Source organism: Micromonospora sp. CPCC 206060, assembly GCF_036906895.1.
Taxonomy (GTDB): Bacteria; Actinomycetota; Actinomycetes; order Mycobacteriales; family Micromonosporaceae; genus Micromonospora.
This window is the reverse complement of sequence record NZ_JBAKHU010000023.1, coordinates 61,516-82,837: the sequence shown is the minus strand read 5'-3', so window position 1 is coordinate 82,837 and position 21,322 is coordinate 61,516. Positions and strand designations below refer to the sequence as shown.

The following is a 21,322-nucleotide window of genomic DNA, read 5'->3' as shown; positions in this document are numbered from 1 at the left end:
AGCCGGTGCACCGGGCCCGATCCGGTGAGCCGGATTCCGGCCCCCGCCACCCCGGCCGGGTCTACCGTCGGGGCATGGACCCTGCGGCGGTCTGGCGGGACGGCAACCACAAGTGGCGGATCGAGGCGTACCGGGCACCGGACCTGCGGTTCGCCGTCTACGCCACCAACGGCACCGCCGAGTCGGCGCCGCTGTGGTTGTTCGGCATGTCCGCGCTGGCCCGCTGGCTGATGACGCACAACATCGGGCTGGACGACCTGGAGAAGGTCTAGCCGGGCCGGCCCGGCGGGGCCGTCATCGGTTCCCGCCGTCGCCGTGCCGTCCGTCGCCGGTCAGGCCATCACGCAGGGCGTGCTGTCGACGGTGCAGCTCGTGGTCCGGTCGATGCCGGTGACCTCGAACTGGAAGGTCCGCGAGCGGCCCCGGGGCACCGCCGCGCCGGTGAAGGTGACCGTCCGGCCCTGCTGTGCGAACTCGGCCCCGGACACCCCGGTGACCCTGCCGAGCGCGCCCAGGGTGATGGTGACCGTCCAGTCCCGTGCGGTGCCCGGCCCGTCGTTGTCGAGCACGACCTGGCCGGTGAAGCCGAGGGCCTGGGTGTCCACCGTGGTGTACCGGGCGGTGAAATCACCCGCCGTCGGTGCGCCGCCGGTGGTCCGGGCGGCGCGCGGGGTGGGCCGGTCGGTGGCGGTCCGGGTCGGGCCGGGCCGGGTGGTGGCTCTCGCGGCCGGGGTCAGGGCCCGGCTCGGCGCCCCGTCCGGCCCTGTCGGCTCCCCGACCGGACTGGTGGGGGAGCTGCTTCCGGCGTCGGCCGGCTGCCCGCCCTGGCCGGTCAGCCACAGGCCACCGGCGCCGGCCACCAGCACCCCGGCGGTGACCGCGACGAGCGCGGGACGGCGCCACGGTGGGGTCACCGGGCCGCTCGGGGCGACCGGGGTGGTACCGGCGGTCGCTGGTGGTTCGAGATCGACCTCGCGGAAGGCCAACCAGTCCAGCACCGCCGGCAGCCGGTTGGTCAGCACCTGCTGGTAGCTCTCCTGGCGTTGCCGCCGGTACGCCGGGGTCCAGCCGCCGGACTCCAGGGTCTCCCGCAGCGCGACCCGGCAGCCGTTGCTGGTGGTGTCCAGGGTGCACTCCACCAGTCCGCTCCGCTCCGGTTCGGTCCAGCGCAGCACCAGGGATCGGGGTTCGCGGCACCCGATCACCTGGACCCGGGCCGGTCCGGCGAAACCGGGCAGGTCGGCGGTGTGCAGCAGCAGTGTGCCGCCGGCTGCCGCTGCGGTACCGGCCGGCAACCCCGGTGTGGCGGTACCGCCCCCGGTCGGCGTGCGGTCGCCGTCGGTGGTCTCGTCGGGCAGCAGCTCCGCCTCGACGAACCACTGGGCGAGCAACCGTCGGTCGGTCAGCGCCTGCCACACCCGGTCCGGCGGGTGGCGGAAGTCGATCGCGGTCCGGATTTCGGTCACGGCGCGACTTTACGGCCATCCGGCCCCGCTGCCACCCCGGGCTGGGGTTAAGTGTCGGGAGGGAGGTGGCGGAGGAGGACGGGTGTGGGCGGCTACGGTGCACAGCTCGCGCTGGTGCTGTTCCTCGTCGCGGTCAACGCCGCCCTGTCCGGTACCGAGATGGCGCTGGTCTCCCTGCGTGAGGGGCAGTTGCGTCGGCTGGCGCAGCGGTCACCGGCCGGGCGGGCGCTGGCCCGGTTGGCCCGTGACCCGAACCGGTTCCTGGCCACCATCCAGCTCGGCATCACCCTGGCCGGCTTCCTGGCCTCGGCGGCGGCTGCGGTGTCCCTGGCCGAGCCGTTGGTCGGCCTGCTCGGTTTCCTCGGCGCGGCCGCCGGGCCGGTGGCGGTCATCGGGGTCACCGTGGTGCTCACCTTCATCACCCTGGTCCTCGGTGAGCTGGCACCGAAGCGGCTGGCGATGCAGCGGGCCGAACGGTGGGGGCTGCTCGCCGTGCGTCCCCTGGAACTGCTGGCCCGGCTGGCCCGACCGGCCGTGTGGCTGCTCAGCGTGGCTACCGACGCGGTCGTCCGGCTGGTCGGGGGCAACCCGCAGGCCTCCCGGGAGGAGGCCAGCGAGGAGGAACTGCGGGAGCTGCTGACCAGCCAGCGCAACCTCTCGCCGCAGCAGCGGGAGATCGTCAGCGGTGCGTTCGAGATAGCCGACCGTACGCTGCGGGAGATCCTGGTTCCCCGGTACGGGGTGACCACCCTGCCCGCGCGGTTGTCCACCGACGAGGCGGTCCGGCGGCTCGCCGGCACCGGGCGCTCCCGGGCACCGGTGATCGGGCCGGCCGGGTTGGACGACATCCTCGGGATGGTGCACATCCGGGACCTGGTCGGGGCGGGAGGGCAGGCGGTCGCCGACCGGGTCCGTCCGGCGGTGTTCCTGCCCGAGACGCTGCGGGTGGCCGAGGCGATCCGGGAGCTGCGCCAACGGCACGAGCAGTTGGCTCTGGTGGTCGACGAGCGGGGCTCCACCGCGGGGCTGGTCACCATGGAGGACCTGCTGGAGGAGGTGGTCGGCGAGTTGTACGACGAGACCGACCGGGACGTCCGCCAGGTGGTCCGGGCCGAGGACGGGTCACTGCTGGTGCCGGGCGGGTTCCCGCTGCACGACCTGGCGGACATCGGCGTTGAGCTGGGCTTTCCGCTGCCCCGGGAGTACACCACCGTCGCCGGACTGCTGCTCGCCCGGCTGGGGCACCTGCCGACCGGTCCGGGGGAGCGGGTGCAGTTGCCGGAGTTCAGCGCCGAGGTGGTCCGGGTGGAGGGGCACGCGATCCGGCAGGTACGGCTGCGGGTGACCCGCGTCCACCCGGACAGGGGATCCGAGGACGCCGGGTGACCTCGGACGGGGGATCCTGCGGCGACCGGGCCCTCGACGCGCGGGCCGTCGATAGCGTGGCGGACGTGAGTAACCGAGGTCTACGCACGGTGCTGGCGGTGCTCGCCGGTCTGGCGGTGCTCTACTTCGGCACCGGTGGCAGCGCGCCGGCCGACGGGCGTCGGGTGACCAACGCCGTGCTGCTGCTCGCCGCCGGTGCGGCGCTCGCCGTCTGGTACCTGACCCGGCCCGGTGGCGGCGGCAAACCGGTCAGCTGACGGCTCGGCAGTCTCGCCGACCGGGCGGCCCGGTACCCCGTCCGGTCGTCAGTGGCTCCCGGCCAGGCGGCCCAGCTCCCCGGCGGACTCCTCGCCGAGCGCCACCCGGATCAGCGCCGCGGCGAACCGGGCGAAGTCGGTACCGGGTACCAGCCGGGCCAGTGCCGCCGATTCGGTCGGCAGGCCCAGCCGACGGGCCCCGGCGAGCATCCGCCGGTCGGTGAAGGGCCGCAGGTCGGGCCAGACCTGCTGCGCCTCGCGCAGGAAGATGTCCGCTCCGGTCGGCCCGATGCCCGGGAACTCGGTCAGCGACCGGCGGAGTCCGGCCGGATCGCCGTCCGCCTCGGCGTGCATCCGCCGCAGATCGCCCCGCCAGTGTTCCTGGCAGAGTCGGGCGCCGGCACCGAGCATGGTGGCGGTCCGTTCGTCGTACCGGCGGTAGTGGCCGCGCCCCAGCGCGTCCACCCGGTCCTGCCAGCTCGCCGCCTCCATCCGCTGCGGGGTACGGAAGCCGGCCCGGAAGAGTTCCCGGGCGGCGGCCACCGCCACCCGGGCCCGGATCCGGGTGCTGAGCAGGGTCGCCAGCACCAGGAGTTGGTACAGCGGCGCGGGCCGGTCGGCCAGCGGGATGCCGGCCTCCTCGGCGTACGTGCGGCCCTGCCGTTGCAGCAGGGTGTGCACCAGCGCGCGGTCGTCGCCCATCTGGCCTGCATACCCCGCTTCGGGTCAGCTAGCCGTGCCGACCGGGTGGGCCCGGCATGGGGCCGGCGGGGGCGGGTAACCGGTAGGCGTGCGCGAGGCACGCGCGCGGCCCGAACCGGAAGGAGACGGCGATGACGAACGTGCAGCAGACCGAGATGCGGCGTAACGGCAGGAACCCGCTGGTGCAGGACAGCAAGGGACCCGGCGAGTCCGGGCACCCGCGCTCGTCACGGCCGGAGCGGGGTCGGCCGGTACCCCGGGGTCAGGTCTCGCCGTACGGCCCGGCGGCCCAGCCGGTCGCGGAGGACGCCGAGGAGCGCGAGTCCGGCTGACCACGGTCAACCACGGGTACGCAGCCGACGCCAGGTGGCGGCGGCTGCGTACCCGTACGCCAGGTGGGGCACGATGTCCGACAGCCAGTCGGTGCGGCTCCAGCGTCGGGGATCGGTCACGCCCAGCACGGTCATCGACCCGCTGGACGCGGCCATCACGCCGGCGCCGAGGGCGACGGTGGCGAACGTCAGCGGCACCCGCCGGTTCCCGACGAGCACCGCGAAGGCCGCTCCGGCCCCCACCCCGATCATGTAGCCCAGCAACGGCCCGAGGCCCGAGCGGCGGTTCGCCGCCCGGTCCTCAGGCCCCAGGTCCACGTGTGTGGCGTCAGCCAGTCGGCGGACCGTCTCCTCCGGTGTACCGCTCGCCGGTCGCGCGCGTACCGCCATGTCGGCGAAGGTCAGTGCGTTGAGCACGGTGCTGCCCACCGCGCCGGCCACCGCGCCGTCGACCAGGTCGTCGCGTCGCACCGGTCAGCGCCGTTCGCCGGGTGCGCGTTCCCCCTTGGGGCCGAGTCCCCGTTCACCACGCAGGACGCCGCGCTGTCCGGAGTTCTCCTGGAGCAGCCGGTTGGCGACCGCGTTGGCTTCGTCGTCGGCGGCCCGTCCGGAGTTCTCGACCAGTTTCCGCAGGTGTGCGCGCTGGGTGTCGTACGCGCGACTGCCCGGCCGTGGTCCTGGCATGACCTGCCTCCCTCTCTGCGGTGCGGTTGGCGTACCCGCAGCGTTGGGTGTTGGCGTGCCCGCCGGGTCTACCCGTCCCGGTCCCGGTCATGCCCATTGGTTCACTCTTCGTGCCGGAGCACCGCCACCGGGCAGGCGCTGTGGTGCAGCACGGTGTGACTGACCGAACCGAGCACCAGCGCGGCGAACCCGCCGAGGCCCCGTGCACCGACCACGACCAGTTGCGCCCGGCGGGACTCCTCCACCAGGGCCCGCCCGGCCCGTCCCCGGACGACGCGTCGGGTCACGGTCAGCCCCGGGTACCGTTCGTCGAGCCCGGCGGTCGACTCGGCCAGCACGCGGCGCTCCTCGTCGCTGACCTCCCGCTCGTCGTAGATCAGCGGCTGCATGTCGCCGGGCCCCTCGGATGCCGGGTGCCGCCAGGCGTGCAGGGCCACCAGTTCCGTGCCGCGCCGGATGGCCTGGTCGGCGGCGAACGCCACCGCCGCGCTCGACCGGGGCGAGCCGTCCACGCCGACCACCACCGGCCCGTCGGACCGTTCGGCCCCCCGGGCCACCAGCACCGGACCGGCGGCGTACGCGCTGACCTGCACCGCCACCGAGCCGAGCAGCAGTGAGGCGAAGCCGCCCAGTCCCCGGTCACCGATCACGATCAGGGCGGCCCGGGTGCTCTGGCCGAGCAGCACGGCGGCGGCCTCACCGTCGACGATCTCGCCGGTGACCGTGATTCCCGGTGCCGCCGCCTCGGCTACCGCGACCGCTTCGGCGAGCATCCGTTCGGCCTGGTGACGCAGCCCGGATCCGGGTGGTCCACCCTTGGGTGGTCCCACCGGGACCCGCAGCAGCGGCCACACGAAGGCGTGCACCACCCGCAGGGGGCGGTGCTGCCGGGTCGCCTCGGCGGCGGCCAGCCGGACCGCCCGTAGGCCTGGTTCGGAGCCGTCGATCCCGACCACGACTGCGGCTTTCGTCGTATCCACGGCTGTACCTCCGTTTTGTCAGCTCCGGCCCAGTATCGCCATACTGCGCAGGGTCGCGGGGCGGTATCGCACCGCTACCTGTGCTGGGTACGCTGTCGCCGGCACCGGCCCGGCCGGTTGTCCGTCGGCGTTGGCCACGATGGGTGAGGGCCCCGTGTGTACCCGGCGGACGTCGCGCCGCCCCGCCGGCTTCTCCGGCGGGTGACGACCGGGCCGACGACTGAGGTTCCACTACGGCGACCGGTCTGCCGGGGGCATTCCCGGCGACCGTATGATGCTTGCCCTATAGCAAATATTGCAGTGGAGGAAGCTGATGTCGGACGCCGCCGGCGTGCTCTCGCGCGCGCTCCGGGAGGCCCCGCCGGACATGCTGGTGGAGGCCGCCGACCGGACGGTACGCGTCCTGCTCGACGCGCGGGGGGCGGAGGTCCTGCTCGCCGACTACCGCAGCACGGGACTCTGGCCGGTGCGCCGGCCCGCAGCGCCAGATGACGACGCGCCGGTCGACGCGGCCCACCGCTGCTACGGCGCCCAACGGGAGGTGCTGGCCCACGGCGATGACGATAGCTGCCTGCTCTACCTGCCCCTGACCGCCTGGGGCGAACGGCTCGGGGTCCTGGTGGTCGACTTCGCCACCGCTCCCTCGCCCGAGGTGGTCCGGCGGGCCCAGGAACTCGCCGGTGATCTGGCCACCGCACTGCGCGCGGCGGACCGGGACACCGACCGGTACCGGCGGGCCCGCCGCCGGGAGCGGCTGAGCATGGCCGCCGAGATGCAGTGGGACCTACTGCCCGGGCGCAGCGCCGCGCACGAGGCGTACCGGCTCGCCGGGCAACTCGAACCGGCGTACACCGTCGGCGGGGACCACTTCGACTGGGCGATCAACGGCGACGACCTCTGCGTGACCGTGCTCAACGGCGACGGAACGGGACTCGCCGCGTCCCTGTTGACCTCGGTGGCGGTCAACGCGATGCGCAACGCCCGCCGCTCCGGTGGTGGGCTGGTCGAGCAGGCCGAGCTGGCCTCGGACACGATCTACTCCCAGTACCGGGGTCGCCGGCACGTGGCGACCCTGCTGCTGGAGCTGGACGTGCGCACCGGGCGGCTCGGTGCCGTCGACGCGGGATCACCCCGGGCGGTGCTGCTCCGGGGCACCTCGGTCCGGCCACTGCGGTTGGAGCAGCAGCTACCGCTGGGCATGTTCGCCGAGACCCGGTACGAGGTGCAGGAGCTGCTGCTGCAACCGGGGGACCGGCTCTTCGTGGTCAGCGACGGGGTGTACTCGGCCGAACCGGGTGGCCGCGAGCCGTACGGCCGACGGGCCATGGCCCGGGCGATGCGGGCCGCATGCCTTCAGCCCGCTACCGAGGCGGTTGGTACGGTGATACGCGAGCTGCATGCCTACCATGACCGTGTCGATCTGCGCGACGACGCGGTGGTGGTCTGCCTCGACTGGTTCGGTGGCGGCAGGGACGGTAACCCGGAGACCAGCCGATCCATCGGGGACGGTGGGCGGTCGGCCGGCCGTGCCGGCGGCGGACGCACGAACTGAACGACCACAGAGGACACCGGGTGGAGCGACCTCCGAATCTGGCCGCGGCGATCGAAGCCGCCGCCGAGGCGCTGATCGGTGTGCTCGACACGGCGGGCGCGCGGCACGCATCCTCGGTGTCGCCCACCCAGCTCCGGGTGCTCTCCCTGATCAGCACCCGGCCCGGCACCAACGTCAACGGCCTCGCCGAACTGCTCAACGTGGTCCCCTCCTCGGCCAGTCGGCTCTGTGACCGGCTGGAAGCCACCGGCCTACTGCGCCGGGTGGCCGATCCCCGCGACCGGCGGGAGGTCCACCTGATGCTCACCACCTCGGCACGGACCCTGCTGGCCGAGCTGAAACAGTGCCGGCACCAGGCGGTGCAGACCGTGCTGGAACGGATGCCCGCCCGCGCCCAGCACGAGCTGCTGCTGTCCCTGCTGGCGTTCAGTCAGGCCGCGCAACTCTCCACCGCCGCCGACAGCCCGTCCGACGCGCGTACCGCCTGACCGGGCCCGCCGGGGGACGCGGGCGCGGCTGCGGCGCATCTTCACCACCGACCCGGGTAACCGCGCGGTGCCGTCGGCTGCCTGCCGGCGCGCCGAGCGGAGGGAGCCCGAGCATGCGGTACGACGAGTTCGTGGCCCGGGTGCGGGAGCGGGGCGAATACCCCGACCGGGCCGAGACGGAACGGGTCATCCAGCAGGTGCTGGGGGTGCTGGCCCAGCGGCTGAGCCCCGACGAGGCCGAGGATCTCGCCGCCCAGCTGCCGTTGCCCGCCGGTGCCTGGCTGACCGCCCGTTCCGGCGGCGCGGTGGCGTTCGGGGTACGGGAGTTCCTGGGGCGGGTCGCCAGCGGTGTCGGGGCGACCGAACGGACCGCCGAGTGGGACGCCAGCGCCGTACTCAGCACCGTGGCCGAGGCAGTCTCCGGCGGAGAGCTGAACGACGTCCTCACCCAGCTCCCCTCCGGCTTCGCGGTGCTCTTCGGCCGTCCCGTCCTCAGCGACTGACGGTGCCGGCCCCGCCACCGTCCCGTCCTCAGCGACTGACGGTGCCGGCCCCGCCACCGTCCCGTGCTCAGCGACTGACGGTGCCGGCCCCGCCACCGTCCCGTGCTCAGCGACTGACGGTGCCGGCCCCGCCACCGTCCCGTGCTCAGCGACTGACGGTGCCGGCCCCGCCACCGTCCCGTGCTCAGCGACTGACGGTGCCGGCCCCGCCACCGTCCCGTGCTCAGCGACTGACGGTGCCGGGGCCGGCCATCGGCACGGTCACAGAGGCTAGCCTCCTAGGATGCTCTAGGCGTGGTGTGCGGTCTGACGAGAATGATGTTGGGGCAGCGGCACCGGCAGGAGGCCGGGCGCGCCCGGATATAGTGGCCACGCGACGCGCCGCCGGCAGCCCGGAGGCACCGGTGGCGGTCGCGTGTAGGTGGTGGTCCTCTGGAACCCAGTGGACGATGATCCGGCGACAGCCGGTCGGCAGCGCGTACGACCTGTCCGGGTCCGCGGCCCTCTGGGCCGGTCGGGCCGTGGCGCGTACGCGGAGGGAGGTTCCGTGTCGCGTCGGTCGACGCGGGCGACCCAGACCGGGCCAGGCGGGGATACCGCCGTCGCGTCCGGAACCGACCGGGTCCTCACCCTGCCCAACCTGATCAGCTTCGCGCGCCTGCTGGGCGTGCCGCTCTTCCTCTACCTCTTCCTTGTGTCACGGGCCGACGTGGCGGCGATCGTGGTGCTCGCGGTCGGCGGCACCAGCGACTGGGTCGACGGCTGGATCGCCCGCCGGCTCCGCCAGGTCAGCCGGCTGGGTGAACTGCTCGACCCGCTCGCCGACCGGCTCTACATCCTCGCCACCCTGGTCGCCTTCACCGCCCGGGACGTGGTGCCCTGGCAGTTCACCGCCGCGCTGCTCGGCCGGGAGCTGCTGCTGTTCGGCTCGCTGCTGGTGCTGCGCCGGCACGGCTACGGTCCACCGCCGGTGCACTACGTGGGCAAGACCGCCACCTTCGTCCTGCTCGCGGCCTTCCCGTTGCTGCTGCTCGCGAAGGCGGTGCCGGCCGCCTCGGCGGTCGCCGGGGCCACCGGCTGGGGGCTGGCCTGGTGGGGTCTGGTCCTCTACTGGGTCGCCGGGGCGTTCTACGTGATCCAGGCTGGTCAGCTCGTCCGGGCCGCACGCCGGGCGGCGGCATGACCGGGTCCACCGGTGGCCCGACCGGTGGCCAGCGCCCGGCGCGTACCTACACCCCCGACTTCCTCACCGAGCTGTTCCGCAACCCGCTCGATCCCGGCTACGCCGCGGCGGCGGCCCGTCGCCAGCAGGCCGGGGGGCCGACCGGATGGCAGCGGGGCGCGGTGCGCGCGGTGACCGTGGTCACCCTCCTCGTGCTCGGTTTCCTGTTCGCCGTCGCGTACCGGCAGACGGTTGCCGAGGAGCCGGGGCGCAGCCGGGCCCGCGCCGGCCTGGTCGAGCAGATCAAGCAGCGGGAGGGCGAGACCAGCGAGTTGGCCCGCCGGGCCGACGCGTTGCGCGGCGAGGTGGCCCGGCAGCGGGACGCCGCGCTGACCGGCAGCGCCGCCGCCCGGTTGCGGGACCTGGAGGCGGCCACCGGGCTGGTCCGGGTCCGGGGGGACGGTGTGGTGGTGCGGGTGGCCGACGCCCCGTCCAAGGCCGACGCGGTCACCGGCCAGGGTGGCACCAACCTGGGTCGGGTCCTCGACAGCGACCTGCAGAAGATCGCGAACGGGTTGTGGAGTGCCGGTGCGGAGGCGATCGCGATCAACGGCCAGCGGCTGACCGCGACCTCGACGATCCGCGCCGCCGGTGGGGCGATCCTGGTGGACTACCGCCCGGTGACCGGCCCGTACGAGGTGTCGGCGATCGGGCCGGACGAGCTGGAGGACCGGTTCAACGACAGCCTTGCTGCCCGGTTGATGCGGAATGTCGCCGATGAGCACGGCCTGTCCTTCGCGGTGCGTGGCGCCGATGATCTCACCCTGCCGGCTGCCAGCGGGCCGCAGTTGCGCTATGCGCGGCCGGTGGTCACCCCGACCATCTCGGCGCCCGGCAGCAGCGCTCCCGGCAGCAGTGCCCCCGCCGCGTCGCCGACCGGTACGCCGGACGTAACCCGCCCTTCTGGAGGTAACCGATGATCGCCGTGCTCGCGTTGCTCGCGGGTGTCGTGCTCGGGGTCTACCTCGACCCCACGGTGCCCGCCGCGCTCCAGCCGTACCTGCCGATCGCCGTCGTGGCCGCTCTGGACGCGGTCTTCGGCGGGGTACGGGCGAAACTGGACCGGATCTTCGACGACAAGCAGTTCGTCGTCTCGTTCATCTCGAACGTGCTGGTGGCCGGGCTCATCGTCTACCTCGGTGACCAACTCGGGGTGGGTGGCCAGCTCTCCACCGGTGTGGTGGTGGTACTCGGCGTGCGTATCTTCGGCAATGTGGCCGCGATCCGTCGGCACCTGTTCCGGGCGTAGGTTGGCGGGCGATGACTGACAAGCAGACCGAGACGGGTGGCGGCTGGCCGCACCCGTCGGGCCCGGCTGGTGTGCCCGACGGTCGCGGGAGTGCCGGGGTGCCGGCGCAGCCGGCCCCGCCCGTGGTACCGGCCGGTGACGAGCCGACGGTGGAGGTTCCGCTGGAGCCGGGGTCGGGCCAGGTGACCCCGCCCGTTGCGGCGCCCGGGCAGCCTGGTCCGGCACCGCAGCCCGGTCGTCCGGAACCGGACGACGATCCGGGGACCACCGTGGATCTGTCCGCCTATCCCGTTGTCCATCCGGTTGGGCCGGCCCCGGTCGATGCGGGACCGGCTGTCCCGGTCGCCCGCCGACCGGGCGTTCCGGCCGAGCCGGGGCCGGTAGGTCCTGCCGTTCCGGCCGCGGATGATCCTGCTGTTCCGGCTGGGGACGATCCTGCCGTTCCGGCTGGGGACGATCCTGCCGTGGGTCCCGGTGCGGCGTCGTCGGCCGGTGGATCCGGCTCCGTCGCGGCGGCTCCGCCGTCCCGTCGGGTCAGTTCGGCCACCGTGATGATCGCGGTCCTGCTGGCGTTGCTCGGATTCACGTTGGTGGTGCAGCTCAAGACCACCTCGACCGATCCGACGCTGGCCGCGACCCGGCAGGAGGACCTGGTCCGGATCCTGTCCGACCTCGAGTCGCAGGAGGAGCGGCTGCGGCAGGACATCCGCGCGCTGGAGGAGAGCCAGCGTCAGCTCAACTCGGGCGCCGAGGGGCGTAAGGCGGCCCTGGAGGAGGCCACCCGTCGGGCTGACGAGATGGGCATCCTCGCCGGGACCCTGCCGGCCACCGGGCCGGGCCTGGAGGTGCGTTTCACCGGTGGTAAGCGGGCCGTCGGGGCGGCCACCCTGCTGGACGCGGTGCAGGAGCTGCGCGGTGCCGGTGCGGAGGCGATGCAGATCTCCGGCGGTGACCGTGCCTCGGTGCGGATCATCGCGTCGACGTACTTTCTCGACCCGCCCCGGGACGAGAACGGGATCATCGTCGACGGGCGGCGGCTCACCGGTCCGTTCACGATCACGGTGATCGGTGATCCGGCGACCATGAGGACCGCGCTGAACATACCTGGCGGGGTGGTGGCGTCGGTCAACGGCGACGGCGGTAACGTGATCGTCGAGGAGCGTGAGACGGCTGAGGTTTCGGCGGTGCACGCTCTGACCGAGTTGAAACACGCCCGGCCGGTCTCCTGACCGTCCGGGACGCGCCGGTGGAGGATCGGCGCACGGACGGTCAGTGCGATGACGAAGGACGCGACTGGTGATTCCTGAGGATCTGCGATACACCGCCGAGCACGAGTGGGTGGCGGTCGACGGCAGTGGAAACGTGCGCGTGGGCATCACCCAATTCGCGCAGGACGCCCTGGGCGACATCGTCTACGTCCAGCTGCCCGAGGTCGGCGCCGAGGTGGTGGCCGGGGATTCCATGGGCGAGGTCGAGTCGACCAAGAGCGTCTCGGAGATCTACGCGCCGTTGAGCGGTACCGTGTCGGCGCGGAACGACCAGCTCGCCGATGCTCCCGAGAGCATCAACACCGATCCGTACGGGTCGGGTTGGCTGGTGGAGTTGACGCCGGCCGACCCGGCTGCGGTGGACGCTCTGCTCACTGCGGACGCCTACCGGGGACTCACCGAAAGCTGAGCGCGGATTCCGGAAGCCGGATTCTTTCCGCGCGTCCGGTTGCCCTCCATTTCGGCGCTGGCTAGGCTCGCCCAGTCGACCGAGAACCAATAGTCGCGCGTTGCGGAAATGCCCGTAAGGGTACGGGGAGCCAGCCGCCGGGGGTGAGAACGCCCGGCGGCCAGACCCGCCACTACCCGACGCCGACCGAACAGATCCGTGAGGTGGTCCAATGACGCGGCCAGACGACGAGTTCCCCCCACTCGACGTCACATCGACGCTCAATCTCGGTTCGCTCGAAGAAGTGCTGGAAGGGCCGGATGCCGATGTGGTGCCGAGCCGGATGTCCGGTTCGTTGCCGCCGGGCATGGCGCTGCTGGTGGTGCGCCGTGGTCCGAACGCCGGTGCCCGGTTCCTGCTCGACCACGATGTGACCACCAGTGGCCGGCACCCCGACAGTGACATCTTCCTCGACGACGTGACGGTGTCCCGGCGGCACGCCGAGTTCCACCGTGACGGTGGGACGTTCACCGTTCGGGACGTGGGTAGCCTGAACGGTACGTATGTCAACCGGGAGCGGGTCGAGGCGGCGACGCTGAGCAACGGTGACGAGGTCCAGATCGGCAAGTTCCGAGTGGTCTTCATCGCCGGTCCGCGCCCCGAGGAGGAGGCCGGCCGGGGGTGAACGAGCCTGCGGCGGCGACGCCGCCCGTGGCCGCCCGGGCCCAGCCGCTGATGAGTATCGGCGAGGTGCTGGCGCAGCTGCGGGTGGAGTTCCCGGACACCACCATCTCGAAGTTGCGGTTCCTTGAGGCCGAAGGGCTGGTGGAGCCGCAGCGGACCCCGGCTGGTTACCGGAAGTACAGCTGGGAGGATGTGGCGCGCCTGCGGTTCGTGTTGACCGCACAGCGTGACCACTATCTTCCGTTGCGGGTGATCCGGGATCAGCTGGCCGAGCTGGATGCGACCGGTGGTGCGCCGGGTCGGCAGCGGCCGGCGCTGGTGGCGGTGGGTCCGGGCGGTGAGGTTCCGGGTCGTGCCCCGGCGGAGTCGTCGGTCGAGTCGACGGAGGTCCGGCTGGGCCGGGCCGATCTGGTGGCGCGGAGTGGGATCGACGAGTCGACGTTGGGCGAGTTGGAGCGGCTGGGCATCCTGGTGTCCAGCCCACCCGGCTGGTACGACAGTGACGCGTTGATCATCGCGCAGGCGGTGGCCGGGTTGGCGGCGTACGGTCTGGAGCCGAGGCACCTGCGGGGCTACCGGACGGCGGCCGACCGGGAGGTCGGGCTCTTCGCTCAGCTGATCGCCCCGCTGGCCCGGCAGAACGATCCGGCGGCGCGGGCCCGGGCGGCGGAGACCGGCCGGGAGTTGGCCGCGTTGTCACAGCAGTTGCACGCGGCGCTCATCCGGGTGGGTCTGCGGTCGGCGCTGGGCCGCTGAGGCGGCCGGCCCCGGCAGAGAGATCGTCCCCCGGATGTGTGCCGTACGCTTCTGAGGGGGAGACCCTTCCCGGCATGGCCGGCGGGCCGACGCGTGTGGGACGACTGTCTCGCGGCCCGTGTACCGTGCAGGGAAGGGCGCGGTGCGGCGGAGAAGACAACGACACGGAGGCGGCGGTGCGCGAGCTGAGCGTGGTCGGGGTTCGGGTGGAGCTGCCGAGCAATCAGCCGATCGTCCTGTTGCGGGAGGTCGAGGGCGACCGCTACCTGCCGATCTGGATCGGTGCGGTGGAGGCCACGGCGATCGCCTATGAGCAGCAGGGTGTCAAGCCGGCGCGGCCACTGACCCACGACCTGTTGCGGGACATCCTGGCGGCGTTGCAGGCGCCGTTGCGGGCGGTGGAGATCACCGAGTTGAAGGAGAACGTGTTCTACGCCGATCTGTTGATCGGTGACGGGCTGCGGATCTCCGCCCGGCCGAGTGATTCGATCGCGCTGGCGCTGCGGGTGGGTGCGCCGATCCGTTGTGCCGAGCAGGTGCTCACCGAGGCCGGCATCGTCATTCCTGACGAGCAGGAGGACGAGGTGGAGAAGTTCCGGGAGTTCCTGGAGCAGGTGCGGCCGGAGGACTTCGCCGGCTGACGCCCCTCGGTGGGGCGCTTCGCATCTGCGGTTACCGTCCGTGACTTCCTGCGGGTGTCCGTGTGATGCTGCGGCGTGTCGCGAGGCTTCCTCCCAGCTTGCCACCCATCCCGGGGTTAGGGTGGCGGTATCGAGGGGTGCACGTCGCTGCAATCGGCGTGTAACCGCACGGGCGGGGAGGTTGTCCGGATGAACGAGCCGTTGGACCCTGATCCGGGTACGTTGGAGCACCGCCACACCGGGACCGTCACCGACGACGACACGGTTGGATACCGCGGGGTCACCGCGTGCAGCGCAGTCGGGATCAGTTACCGCCAGTTGGACTACTGGGCACGTACCGGGCTGGTCATTCCGAGTGTTCGTGACGCGTCGGGTTCCGGGACGCAGCGGCTCTACTCGTTCCGCGACCTGGTCGTGCTGAAGGTCGTCAAGCGTCTGCTCGACGCCGGGGTGTCCCTGCAGAACATCCGTAAGGCGATCGAGGCGCTGCGATCACGTGGGGTCGGTGACCTGGCCGGTATCACGCTGATCTCGGACGGCACCACGGTGTACGAGTGCCGCTCCCCGGAGGAGGTGGTCGACCTGTTGCAGGGCGGCCAGGGGGTGTTCGGCATCGCGATCGGTGGTGCGTTCAAGGAGATCGAGGGCTCGCTGTCGCAGCTGCCGGCGGAGCCGGCGGGGGCTCCGGCTGAGATGCCGACGATCGGTGGTGGCGCCGTTGAGGACGAGCTCGCCGCCCGTCGGGCCCGTCGTCGCGCCGGTTGACCGGGGGCGGTGGCGGCGGATCGTCAGCGCCGGTTGGCGGTCGTCCGGGGACAGCGGTACCGCTCGTCGCGGCCCCACCTGCCATGGGTGGGCGGTGGGTGACCGGCTGAGGCAGTCTTGACGGGTGACGGAGCGGATCGACGACCTGACCGGGCTGATCGCCGGCGGTGGGGTGGTGGTGCTCAGCGGCGCCGGGCTCTCCACCGACTCGGGCATCCCGGACTACCGGGGGCCCAGCGGTGCCGCGCGGCGGCACACCCCGATGACGTACCAGACCTTCACCCGGGATTCGCTGGCCCGGCGCCGCTACTGGGCACGTAGCCATCTGGGCTGGCGGACCATCGCGCGGGCTGCGCCGAACGCTGGGCACCGGGCGGTCGCCGGGTTGCAGCGCCGGGGGCTGGTGGACGGGGTGGTGACGCAGAACGTCGACGGTCTGCACCAGGCTGCCGGGAGTCCCTCGGTGGTGGAGCTGCACGGGTCGCTCGACCGGGTGGTCTGCCTGACCTGTGGGAACCTGACTTCCCGGGAGGAGCTGGACCTGCGGTTGCGGCAGGCCAACCCGGATTTTGATGCCCGGGTGGCGGCGGTCAACCCGGACGGTGACGTGGATCTCGCCGACGCGGACGTAACCGGGTTCCGGGTGGTGGACTGCGGGATCTGCTCCGGCGGGATGCTCAAGCCCGATGTGGTCTTCTTCGGCGAGACGGTGCCCGCGCCCCGGGTCGCGGACTGTTTCGCCCTGGTCGAACGGGCCCGGCTGCTGCTGGTGCTCGGGTCGTCGTTGACGGTCATGTCGGGACGGCGGTTCGTGCTTCGGGCCGCGAAGGCCGGGGTTCCGGTGGTGATCGTCAACCAGGGGGCCACCCGGGGGGACGGGTACGCGGCCCTCACCGTAGACGCGCCGCTCGGGGCGGTACTGCCCGAGTTGGCCCGCCGGGTCGACGCCGCCGGGCCGGCGGCGTTGCCGGCGGTTCCCGTCGGCGGGGGCGTCCCGGTCGGTACGGCGTCCGGCGGTGACCCCGCCCCGGTGGCGGTCTGAGCGTGCGCGGTCGGCGTGACGGCGGTCTGAGCGTGGGCGGTCGGGGCGATGGCGGTCGGCGCGACGGCGGTCGTCCGGGTGGTTGCGGAGCGTGCCCGCAGCGCCGCCCCGCTGCCGTGCTGGGAGCCGGAGGCCGAGGTCAGCGCTTTCCGCCGCGGGTTTCTGCGGGGTGCCCGGGCTGCGGTTGTCCGGCACGCTGGTAGCGTTGGCAGTGCCGGTATCACCCACGTGGGAGAGACCGTCCGCGTCGGTGCGGGCGGCGCCGAAGGGGCAAATCCTCCCCGGAACCTCTCAGGCAGAAGGACCGCGTGGGCAGGGCACTGTGGAGCACCCCTGCGCGGGGCGGCGACAGAGGGGGAGGCCGACCTGTCGACCTCGCTCCGGGAGCAGCCCAGATGACCGTTGATGACTTCGCCGCCCGCCACATCGGCCCGGATCCCGACAGTGAGCGGCAGATGCTGGATGCCGTGGGCTACAGCTCGATCGACGAGCTGATGGACGCGGCCATTCCCGAGGTGATCCGCTGGCACGGCACCCTCGACCTGCCCGCTGCGGCCAGCGAGGAGGAGACGATCCGCGAGCTGCGGGCGCTCGCCGCGCGCAACACTGTCGCGGTCTCCATGATCGGTCTGGGCTACCACGGTACGCACACCCCGGCGGTGGTCCGCCGCAACGTGCTGGAGAACCCGGCCTGGTACACGGCGTACACGCCGTACCAGCCGGAGATCAGTCAGGGCCGGTTGGAGGCGCTGCTGAACTTCCAGACCATGGTCACCGACCTGACCGGGCTGGCCACGGCCAACGCGTCGATGCTCGACGAGGGTACCGCCGCGGCCGAGGCGATGACGCTGGCCCGGCGCGCCGCCAAGAGCCGCAGCAACGTGTACGTCGTCGACGCCGACGCCCTGCCGCAGACCATCGCGGTGCTCACCGGCCGGGCCGAACCGCTCGGCATCGAGGTGCGGGTGCTGGACCTGACCACCGAGGCGCTGCCCGGGGACTTCTTCGGTCTGCACCTACAGTACCCGGGGGCGTCCGGGGCGGTGCGTGACCACGCCGACCTGGTCGGTGCGGCGCACGCCGCCGGTGCCCTGGTCACCGTCGCGGCCGACCTGCTGGCGTTGACCCTGCTGCGCCCGCCGGGGGAGATCGGCGCCGACATCGCGGCCGGTACCACCCAGCGGTTCGGGGTGCCGATGGGCTTCGGTGGTCCGCACGCGGGTTACCTGGCGGTCCGCTCGGGTCTGGAGCGGATGCTGCCCGGCCGGCTGGTCGGGGTCTCCAAGGACACCGACGGCAACCCGGCGTACCGGTTGGCGTTGCAGACCCGGGAGCAGCACATCCGGCGGGAGAAGGCGACCAGCAACATCTGCACCGCCCAGGTGCTGCTGGCGGTGATGGCCAGCATGTACGCGGTCTACCACGGTCCGGACGGGTTGCGGGCGATCGCCCGGCGTACCCATGCGATGGCGGCGCGGCTCGCGGCCGGGCTGCGGGCCGGCGGGGTGCAGGTCGCGGACGCGTTCTTCGACACGGTCACCGCCACGGTGCCGGGCCGGGCGGCCGAGGTGGTCGCGGCGGCCGAGCAGCGCGGGGTGAACCTGCGTCTGGTGGACGCCGACCGGGTGGGGGTGGCCTGTGACGAGACCACCACCTCCGCGCACCTGGCGGCGGTGTGGGCGGCCTTCGGGGTGCCCGAATGTACCGACGAGGTCGGTACGGAACTGCCCGGTGCGCTGGTGCGTACGACCGACTTCCTCACCCACCCGGTGTTCCGCAGTCATCACTCGGAGACGTCGATGCTGCGCTACCTGCGCCGGCTGGCCGACTCCGACTACGCGCTGGACCGGGGCATGATCCCGCTGGGGTCCTGCACGATGAAACTCAACGCCACCACCGAGATGGAGCCGGTGAGCTGGCCGGAGTTCGCGCACATCCACCCGCTCGCGCCGGCCGGGCAGACCGCCGGCTACCGGGAGCTGATCGCCTCCCTGGAGCGGTGGCTGGCCGAGGTGACCGGGTACGACGCGGTGAGTGTGCAGCCCAACGCCGGCTCGCAGGGGGAACTGGCCGGGCTGCTGGCGATCCGGGCGTACCACCGCAGTCGCGGTGCGGCGCACCGGGACGTCTGCCTGATCCCGTCGTCGGCGCACGGCACGAACGCGGCCAGCGCGGTGATGGCGGGTATGCGGGTGGTGGTGGTCGGGTGCGACGCCGACGGCAACGTCGACCTGGTCGACCTGGATGTCAAGATCGAAAAGCACCGGGACGCGTTGGCCGCGATCATGGTCACCTACCCGTCGACGCACGGGGTGTACGAGACGGGGATCGCCTCGCTCTGCGCGAAGGTGCACGACGCGGGCGGGCAGGTGTACGTCGACGGGGCGAACCTGAACGCGCTGGTCGGGTTCGCCAAGCCGGGCCGGTTCGGTGCCGACGTGTCGCACCTGAACCTGCACAAGACGTTCTGCATCCCGCATGGTGGTGGCGGGCCGGGGGTCGGTCCGGTGGCGGTTCGGGCGCACCTGGCGCCGTTCCTGCCGGGTGACCCGCTGGCCGCGTCCGGCGACCGGCCGGCGATCTCGGCGGCCCGGTACGGGTCGGCCGGGATCCTGCCGATCCCGTGGGCGTACCTGCGGATGATGGGTGCCGAGGGGCTGACCCGGGCGACCGGGGTGGCGGTGCTGGCGGCGAACTACGTGGCGGCCCGGCTGCGGGGCCACTACCCGGTGCTCTACGCCGGCAACAAGGGCCTGGTGGCGCACGAGTGCATCCTCGACCTGCGGCCGTTGACGAAGGCGACCGGGGTGAGTGTGGACGACGTGGCGAAGCGCCTGATCGACTACGGGTTCCACGCGCCGACGATGAGTTTCCCGGTGGCCGGCACCCTGATGGTGGAGCCGACCGAGAGTGAGGATCTGGCCGAGTTGGACCGGTTCTGCGAGGCGATGATCGCGATCCGGGGCGAGATCGACCGGGTCGGCTCGGGGGAGTGGCCGGCGGGGGACAACCCGCTGTCCAACGCGCCGCACACGGCGGTCATGGTCAGTGCGGACTCCTGGCCGCACCCGTACCCGCGGTCGGTGGCGGCCTACCCGCCGGGTGTGTCGCCCGCCGGGAAGTACTGGGCGCCGGTGCGTCGGGTCGACGGCGCGTACGGCGACCGTAACCTGGTCTGCTCCTGCCCGTCCCCGGAGGCGTTCGAGGACTGAGCCGCCCGGACCGTGCCGGGACCGGTCGTTCCGGGCACGGTTCCGGTGCGGGCGGCGCCGCCGCCCCGGTGCTGGTCGGCTGCCCCTGTTGCGGTATTGGTCGGCGTCCGGCGCGCCGGGGCGGGGCGGACCGCCCCGGCGGGTGGGGCCGCGCCGACCGGTGGGCGGCGGCCCCGAGGTCAGGGACTAGCCTGTGGTCGGCGCCGGACAGGTGCTACTGAGAGCGACGATCAGGCTACGAGGGCGTGCCGGGCGGGGCCTCGGTGCGGTGCGATGCTGCTGCCGTCGGGCAGTAGTTCGCCGGTGTCCTCGAAGACGATGACACCGTTGCAGAGCAGGCTCCAGCCCTGCTCAGGGAAGCAAGCGAGGACGCGGGCGGCTTCGCGGTCGGTCGCGTCGGCGGAGGGGCAGGTGGGTTGGTGCTGGCACATCGGGTTCTCCGGACTGTGGGGGCACTGTGTCATGGTTCACATGACCAGTGACGCACAGTACCAAGCCGGAGTGCGCTCCATCGAGCAGCTACCCGACCGGTTCTCCGGAAATCCACTGAACGGATGATGGGCCATGGTCCGGTCGGTGTGGAAGCGCTCCCATATCTGATGAGGGTGCCTGCCGCCCCCGGCTCCTGCGCCGGCTCCCTGGTGGAACGGGACCGGTTCGAGTGGCGCCTGGGTGAGCCCGGTGACCCAGCCGCGTTGATCGAGCAGTTCCTGGCCGCCCACGGCCTGCCGGTCGGTGATCTGGCGCGTCCGGGTGGCGCCGGGCACCACGACGACGGGCCCTGCGGCGCCGCGCTGTTCGTCTCCGCCGCCGCCGGGGCGGTGCTGGTTGCCGCTCCACCCGGCGCGCCGAACCCGGCTGTGGCCGTACCGGACGTCGCGGTGATCGTCTACGGACATGGCCGCCCTCCGGCGCCGGCCCCGTCCGGGCCGGTCGACTGGTGGCGGGGGCCATGGCAGCCGAGCTGGACCGCGCAGCAGCACGCCGCCGCCGTGGACGCCGCCCGTGCGGCGATCGCCCGTGGTGACATCTATCAGGTCAACGTCGTCGGCCATGCCGCCGCCCCGTACCGGGGCGACCCGCTGCCGGTGCTGGCCCGGCTCGGTGGGCTGCCCGGGGCCCGCTACGGCGGCACCATCGCCGGCGCCGGCTGGGCGATCGGGTGCGCCTCCCCGGAGACGCTGATCGAACTGGTCGACGGGCGGCTGGTCACCCGGCCGATCAAGGGCACCCGGCCGGCCACCCCGGCCGGCCGTACCGAGCTGCTCGCCTCCACCAAGGAACGCGCCGAGCACATCATGATCGTCGACCTGGAACGCAACGACCTGGCCCGGGTGGCGCGTACCGGCTCGGTGCGGGTCGACGACCTCTACGCCGTACGCCGCTGGTGCGACCTGTGGCAGGCGGAGTCCACCGTCTCCGCGTCCCCGGCCGACGGGCTCGGCCTGGCCGACCTGCTGCGCGCGCTATGCCCCGGTGGTTCGGTGACCGGCGCACCGAAGCTGTCGGCGTTGCGGCACATCGCCGCCCTGGAGCCGGTCGGCCGGGGTGCGGCGATGGGGGCACTGGGCTGGGTCGGGCCGGGTCGGCTGGACCTCGGCCTGACCATCCGCACCGCAGCCGCCGACGGCGACCGGCTGCACGTGTGGGCCGGAGGTGGCATCACCTGGGGCAGCGACCCGGCCGCCGAGGTGGCCGAGGCCCGGGCCAAGGCGGCACCACTGCGCACCCTGCTCACCTGAGGT

General features: G+C 72.9%; 25 protein-coding genes and 1 riboswitch. Of the genes, 19 read left to right on the top strand and 6 right to left on the bottom strand.

Annotation, left to right across the window (positions count from 1 at the left end; genetic code table 11):
- Nucleotides 1–74: 74 nt before the first annotated feature.
- Nucleotides 75–272, top strand: a complete 198-nt coding sequence (locus V6U90_RS16725) for a hypothetical protein (protein ID WP_334436912.1) — start codon at nt 75–77, stop codon at nt 270–272.
- A gap of 60 nt (nt 273–332) precedes the next feature.
- On the opposite strand, the gene V6U90_RS16720 is transcribed toward V6U90_RS16725, so the two are convergent.
- Nucleotides 333–1,466, bottom strand: coding sequence for an SRPBCC domain-containing protein (locus tag V6U90_RS16720; RefSeq protein ID WP_334436909.1), 1,134 nt, complete (start codon nt 1,464–1,466; stop codon nt 333–335).
- An 84-nt stretch (nt 1,467–1,550) separates the two neighbouring features.
- Between V6U90_RS16720 and V6U90_RS16715 the strand changes: the two genes are divergently transcribed.
- Nucleotides 1,551–2,852, top strand: coding sequence for a hemolysin family protein (locus tag V6U90_RS16715; protein WP_334436907.1), 1,302 nt, complete (start codon nt 1,551–1,553; stop codon nt 2,850–2,852).
- Nucleotides 2,853–2,917: 65 nt separating this feature from the next.
- Nucleotides 2,918–3,109 (top strand): hypothetical protein, encoded by a 192-nt coding sequence (locus tag V6U90_RS16710; RefSeq protein WP_442933599.1) that lies wholly within the window; start codon nt 2,918–2,920, stop codon nt 3,107–3,109.
- Nucleotides 3,110–3,157: 48 nt separating this feature from the next.
- Here V6U90_RS16710 and V6U90_RS16705 read toward each other — a convergent pair whose 3' ends face one another.
- Nucleotides 3,158–3,811, bottom strand: coding sequence for a hypothetical protein (locus V6U90_RS16705; protein ID WP_334436904.1), 654 nt, complete (start codon nt 3,809–3,811; stop codon nt 3,158–3,160).
- A 131-nt stretch (nt 3,812–3,942) separates the two neighbouring features.
- Between V6U90_RS16705 and V6U90_RS16700 the strand changes: the two genes are divergently transcribed.
- Entirely contained in the window at nt 3,943–4,143 is a 201-nt protein-coding gene (locus V6U90_RS16700) for a hypothetical protein (protein WP_334436901.1), read from the top strand.
- Between the two features lie 6 nt (nt 4,144–4,149).
- Here V6U90_RS16700 and V6U90_RS16695 read toward each other — a convergent pair whose 3' ends face one another.
- The 3 genes from V6U90_RS16695 to V6U90_RS16685 all read right to left on the bottom strand — a co-directional run bounded on the left by V6U90_RS16695 (nt 4,150) and on the right by V6U90_RS16685 (nt 5,807).
- A complete protein-coding gene (locus V6U90_RS16695) occupies nt 4,150–4,614 on the bottom strand; it encodes a hypothetical protein (RefSeq protein WP_334436899.1) in 465 nt (154 codons plus the stop codon).
- Between the two features lie 3 nt (nt 4,615–4,617).
- The gene (locus V6U90_RS16690) at nt 4,618–4,827 is read right to left on the bottom strand and encodes a phosphatidylethanolamine-binding protein (RefSeq protein WP_334436896.1); all 210 of its coding nucleotides are present in this window, start codon (nt 4,825–4,827) and stop codon (nt 4,618–4,620) included.
- Between the two features lie 101 nt (nt 4,828–4,928).
- The gene (locus V6U90_RS16685) at nt 4,929–5,807 is read right to left on the bottom strand and encodes a universal stress protein (RefSeq protein ID WP_334436893.1); all 879 of its coding nucleotides are present in this window, start codon (nt 5,805–5,807) and stop codon (nt 4,929–4,931) included.
- A 313-nt stretch (nt 5,808–6,120) separates the two neighbouring features.
- On the opposite strand from V6U90_RS16685, the gene V6U90_RS16680 reads away from it, so the two are divergent.
- From V6U90_RS16680 to gcvP, 14 genes are all read left to right on the top strand, one after another.
- On the top strand, nt 6,121–7,359 hold the full coding sequence (locus V6U90_RS16680) for a PP2C family protein-serine/threonine phosphatase (RefSeq protein ID WP_334436890.1): 1,239 nt from the start codon (nt 6,121–6,123) through the stop codon (nt 7,357–7,359).
- A gap of 20 nt (nt 7,360–7,379) precedes the next feature.
- Complete coding sequence (locus tag V6U90_RS16675; RefSeq protein ID WP_334436887.1) at nt 7,380–7,847, top strand: MarR family transcriptional regulator; 468 nt, start codon at nt 7,380–7,382, stop codon at nt 7,845–7,847.
- Between the two features lie 113 nt (nt 7,848–7,960).
- Nucleotides 7,961–8,350: a DUF2267 domain-containing protein gene (locus tag V6U90_RS16670; RefSeq protein ID WP_334436884.1), complete on the top strand. Its 390-nt coding sequence runs from the start codon at nt 7,961–7,963 to the stop codon at nt 8,348–8,350.
- Between the two features lie 547 nt (nt 8,351–8,897).
- Nucleotides 8,898–9,533: a CDP-alcohol phosphatidyltransferase family protein gene (locus tag V6U90_RS16665; RefSeq protein WP_334436881.1), complete on the top strand. Its 636-nt coding sequence runs from the start codon at nt 8,898–8,900 to the stop codon at nt 9,531–9,533.
- Nucleotides 9,530–10,492: a DUF881 domain-containing protein gene (locus V6U90_RS16660; RefSeq protein WP_334436878.1), complete on the top strand. Its 963-nt coding sequence runs from the start codon at nt 9,530–9,532 to the stop codon at nt 10,490–10,492. The genes V6U90_RS16665 and V6U90_RS16660 overlap by 4 nt, the downstream gene beginning before the upstream one ends.
- Nucleotides 10,489–10,821 (top strand): small basic family protein, encoded by a 333-nt coding sequence (locus tag V6U90_RS16655; protein WP_007071104.1) that lies wholly within the window; start codon nt 10,489–10,491, stop codon nt 10,819–10,821. The genes V6U90_RS16660 and V6U90_RS16655 overlap by 4 nt, the downstream gene beginning before the upstream one ends.
- 182 nt (nt 10,822–11,003) lie before the next feature.
- The gene (locus tag V6U90_RS16650) at nt 11,004–12,050 is read left to right on the top strand and encodes a DUF881 domain-containing protein (RefSeq protein WP_442933601.1); all 1,047 of its coding nucleotides are present in this window, start codon (nt 11,004–11,006) and stop codon (nt 12,048–12,050) included.
- Between the two features lie 67 nt (nt 12,051–12,117).
- Entirely contained in the window at nt 12,118–12,498 is a 381-nt protein-coding gene (gcvH, locus tag V6U90_RS16645) for a glycine cleavage system protein GcvH (RefSeq protein ID WP_334436806.1), read from the top strand.
- Nucleotides 12,499–12,709: 211 nt separating this feature from the next.
- The gene (gene odhI, locus V6U90_RS16640; RefSeq protein WP_208811214.1) at nt 12,710–13,162 is read left to right on the top strand and encodes an oxoglutarate dehydrogenase inhibitor Odhl; all 453 of its coding nucleotides are present in this window, start codon (nt 12,710–12,712) and stop codon (nt 13,160–13,162) included.
- 50 nt (nt 13,163–13,212) lie between these two features.
- Entirely contained in the window at nt 13,213–13,917 is a 705-nt protein-coding gene (gene ftsR, locus V6U90_RS16635) for a transcriptional regulator FtsR (protein WP_334436938.1), read from the top strand.
- A gap of 176 nt (nt 13,918–14,093) precedes the next feature.
- Nucleotides 14,094–14,558 (top strand): bifunctional nuclease family protein, encoded by a 465-nt coding sequence (locus tag V6U90_RS16630; RefSeq protein ID WP_334436803.1) that lies wholly within the window; start codon nt 14,094–14,096, stop codon nt 14,556–14,558.
- Between the two features lie 189 nt (nt 14,559–14,747).
- Complete coding sequence (locus tag V6U90_RS16625; RefSeq protein WP_334436800.1) at nt 14,748–15,323, top strand: MerR family transcriptional regulator; 576 nt, start codon at nt 14,748–14,750, stop codon at nt 15,321–15,323.
- 124 nt (nt 15,324–15,447) lie between these two features.
- Complete coding sequence (locus V6U90_RS16620) at nt 15,448–16,365, top strand: NAD-dependent protein deacetylase (RefSeq protein WP_334436797.1); 918 nt, start codon at nt 15,448–15,450, stop codon at nt 16,363–16,365.
- A gap of 219 nt (nt 16,366–16,584) precedes the next feature.
- Nucleotides 16,585–16,682: riboswitch (glycine riboswitch) on the top strand.
- A gap of 78 nt (nt 16,683–16,760) precedes the next feature.
- Nucleotides 16,761–19,577, top strand: a complete 2,817-nt coding sequence (gene gcvP / locus V6U90_RS16615) for an aminomethyl-transferring glycine dehydrogenase (protein ID WP_334436794.1) — start codon at nt 16,761–16,763, stop codon at nt 19,575–19,577.
- A gap of 230 nt (nt 19,578–19,807) precedes the next feature.
- Here the strand turns inward: gcvP and V6U90_RS16610 are convergent, their stop codons facing one another.
- On the bottom strand, nt 19,808–20,008 hold the full coding sequence (locus V6U90_RS16610) for a DUF5999 family protein (RefSeq protein ID WP_334436936.1): 201 nt from the start codon (nt 20,006–20,008) through the stop codon (nt 19,808–19,810).
- 123 nt (nt 20,009–20,131) lie between these two features.
- On the opposite strand from V6U90_RS16610, the gene V6U90_RS16605 reads away from it, so the two are divergent.
- On the top strand, nt 20,132–21,319 hold the full coding sequence (locus V6U90_RS16605; protein WP_334436791.1) for a chorismate-binding protein: 1,188 nt from the start codon (nt 20,132–20,134) through the stop codon (nt 21,317–21,319).
- Nucleotides 21,320–21,322 lie beyond the last annotated feature (3 nt).